Source organism: Moorena sp. SIO4A1, from assembly GCF_010672065.1.
Lineage (GTDB): Bacteria > Cyanobacteriota > Cyanobacteriia > Cyanobacteriales > Coleofasciculaceae > Moorena.
The window spans coordinates 1-3088 of sequence record NZ_JAAHHX010000208.1 but is presented as its reverse complement, the minus strand read 5'-3'; the positions used below and the strand labels follow the sequence as shown (position 1 = coordinate 3088).

Annotated in this window: 3 protein-coding genes; 2 read left to right on the top strand and 1 reads right to left on the bottom strand. The window is 46.1% G+C overall.

All coding sequences use genetic code 11. The features are described 5' to 3' along the window. Both F6K53_RS36235 and F6K53_RS36230 read left to right on the top strand, forming a co-directional pair. The coding region (locus F6K53_RS36235) for a CHAT domain-containing protein (RefSeq protein ID WP_293084263.1) at window positions 1-887 on the top strand (887 nt) is incomplete at its 5' end. Between the two features lie 198 nt (window positions 888-1085). Further along, complete coding sequence (locus F6K53_RS36230) at window positions 1086-2093, top strand: DUF928 domain-containing protein (protein WP_293084260.1); 1008 nt, start codon at window positions 1086-1088, stop codon at window positions 2091-2093. A gap of 332 nt (window positions 2094-2425) precedes the next feature. Here the strand turns inward: F6K53_RS36230 and F6K53_RS36225 are convergent, their stop codons facing one another. Beyond that, on the bottom strand, window positions 2426-2644 hold the full coding sequence (locus F6K53_RS36225; RefSeq protein ID WP_293084258.1) for a hypothetical protein: 219 nt from the start codon (window positions 2642-2644) through the stop codon (window positions 2426-2428). Between the last annotated feature and the right edge of the window lie 444 nt (window positions 2645-3088).

The following is a 3088-nucleotide window of genomic DNA, read 5'->3' as shown; positions in this document are numbered from 1 at the left end:
TCAAAGCTAGACTAAGACAAGTTTACTCATCTATGTCTCCTGGTTATCCCAATAATGAGCGGTTGCGACTGTCTGAGCAAATATATGACTGGCTGATCCGACCGGCAGAAGTAGAACTGGCAAACAGTAACATTAAAACCTTGGTATTCGTGCCAGATGGGTTCTTGCGAAATTTGCCCATGGCAGCTCTCTACGATGGTAAACAGTATCTGATCGAAAACTATAGTATTGCTATCTCTCCTGGGTTACAACTTTTTCCTCAAAGACTTCAGAGAGTTGAACTGAACGTCTTAGTGGCTGGGTTGACCGAAGCTCGCCAAGGCTATACTGGTTTACCTGGTGTGGCTGGAGAAGTCCAAGAAATTACGGATAAAGTTACTACAGACGTTTTACTCAATCAGGAATTTACCCGCACTACCTTCCAAACTGCAATTGATAGCACCCCCTTTCCCATTGTTCACCTAGCTACTCACGGTCAATTCAGTTCTAACCCAAAGGAAACATTCCTACTCACCTGGAATGACCGAATTGGCATTAAAGATTTCGATTTACTATTCCAAAAAAGACGATTAGGAATTCTCGAACCTATAGAATTACTGGTAATGAGTGCCTGTCAAACTGCAGCAGGGGATAATCGTGCCACCCTAGGATTAGCAGGATTTGCGTTACGTTCAGGAGCTCACAGCACTTTAGGTAGTCTCTGGTCAGTCAGCGACGAATCAACCACTAACTTAATGAAAGAATTTTATCAGGGCCTGATTCAGACTAAGCCGTCCATGACTAAGGCTGAAGCGCTGCAACAAGCACAACTGAAATTGCGTCAAGATCCATTATATGAACATCCCTATTTTTGGGCATCCTTTGTATTAGTAGGGAATTGGTTATAGCGTAAGCATTCAGCCGTCAGCAGTCAGCCGTCAGCTGATTTTATTCAAAAGCACCTCAAGTAGCGTGGGTGTAGCGCCTAAATTGTTCCCGTAACGTGGCCATTCGCGTAGCATGGCCATAGGCCAAGGCCAAAGGCTAATGGCTGATAGCTGATAGCTGATAGCTGACTGCTTACTAACTAAGAGGTTAATTATAACATGAATAAGTTTATTTGTAAAACTCTCTTATCAGCAACAGTAACTGGAGCATTGATCTTGGCATCAACTGCACTCCAGGCAACTCCATCAGTTAAAGAAGGGGAAATTCTACCCCGAGATTATCGCATCAGTCTGGAATTTGATTTCCCCTCAGATGAGGAAGTTCCCAAAACCAGTGTCGGTGGAGGGGTGCGAGGAAATGTAGAATTTGAGCTACCCGGAGACTCGGCTAGCCCCAGAACTAGCATCGGTGGGGGTTCGAGAGGAAATGTAGAATTTGAGCTACCCGGAGACTCGGCTAGCCCCAGAACTAGCATCGGTGGGGGTTCGAGAGGAAATGTAGAATTTGACCTACCCGGAGAATCCGCCAGCCCCAGAACTAGCATCGGTGGGGGTTCGAGAGGGGATGTAGAATTTGACCTACCCGGAGACTCGGCTAGCCCCAGAACTAGCATCGGTGGGGGTTCGAGAGGTAGTAAACTCCCCCTAACCGCATTGCTTCCACCCACAAAACACGGGTACACCGTATCACCCCGTCCAACTCTATTTGTTTATATGCCCGCCCTGGGAGCAACTGAGGTTTTTTTCAGTTTGCAAGATGAACAGGGTAATTCCCATTATCACACAACCCTCAAAAGTTCTGGCCAGGAAGGAGTGATTAGTATTACCCTACCAGAAGCAGCACCAGAATTAAAGATTGGTCAAAACTACCTCTGGTACTTGGCACCCATTGAACCAGACGGTATCCTGCGACCTGATAATTATTCAGTAAGTGGGTGGGTTAAACGGGTAAAATCAACGGTGAGTGACCAAGGGTCATCCAAGTCCGCGATCGCGTTGGCTACTGAATATGCTAAGGCGGGAATATGGTACGATACCCTAGAGGTTTTAGTGACTGCTCAACGGTTGGAGCCTGACAATACAACCCTGGCCAATGAGTGGAAAGATTTACTCGAACAAGTGGGACTGGATGCGATCGCATCTCAGCCGATGGGAGAGCAGTTGTGATTATTCACATCAAGTCTGGTTGAATACCCATAATTAAGGAGAGGGTGGGGAGATGGGGAGATGGGGAGATGGGGAGATGGGGAAGATTTTTATTAAGGGTAATTATCCTGACACGATATGAGAAGTTATACCAATGCTAAATGAATTGTGAGAATTTTTGTTCTCTTTTCCCTACTCCCCTCTTGATGCAATAGCGAGTGGGGGAAACCACGGCAGTTGCTGGGGGAACGGCAATAGCGAGTGGTTTGAAGTTACCGTAAGACAGGCTCGCCTTAATCAATAAGTTTTAACCCTTTTTTGCATAGCCTACCAACCATAAAGGCTCAACGTAATCAGGTTTCGTCTCCGGGGGGAACCCCCGCGTGAAGGCGCTGCCTCCCCAAGACCGCACTGCCTCCCCAAGACCGTAATGGTGCTTTTTCCGCATTAAGAATTAAATTCGCCACGGGTCGCACCTCTGCATCGCTACTCCCTACTCCCTGTTCCCTGTTCCCTGTTCCCTGTTCCCTTTGGTATATCAAATAGCGATTAGCTAGGAAACTAATCGCCATTTGATATAGCAATTCTCAGCAACCTTTGAGGGATATTGCTTATCCTTTTAAGGCAAAAGGCATGTAGATAAAAGGCAATAAGGATATTCAATTTTGCCTCTTGCCTCTTGCCTCTTGCCTCTTGCCTTTCCCTAAGGAAGTATTTTCAGAACTCAAAGGGGAATAGTATAGGGTGCATCTCATTTTTGCCGTTTGACCAGATGGTGCGTTACGGGACGGATTGTCCTAACACTTGCTACCAATACAATAATGGCTCCCCCGTCCCTAACGCACCCTACGAACATTTACAAAAGTGAGATGCACCCAATAGTATAAACACACAACCTCAACAAAATAACCAACATTAAAGCCAAATGTGGCAAACCATAAAACAACAGATTCAACAGTGGGGAACAGTCCTCTTAATCGCGCCGAGTATAGCAGGATTGGTGATTTTAGGAAGCA

What these genes read in the sequence shown, in the direction of transcription:
- F6K53_RS36230 (WP_293084260.1), top strand. Translation starts at nt 1,086, where the DNA reads ATGAATAAGTTTATTTGTAAAACTCTCTTATCAGCAACAGTAACTGGA.
- F6K53_RS36225 (WP_293084258.1), bottom strand. Translation starts at nt 2,644, where the DNA reads ATGGCGATTAGTTTCCTAGCTAATCGCTATTTGATATACCAAAGGGAA.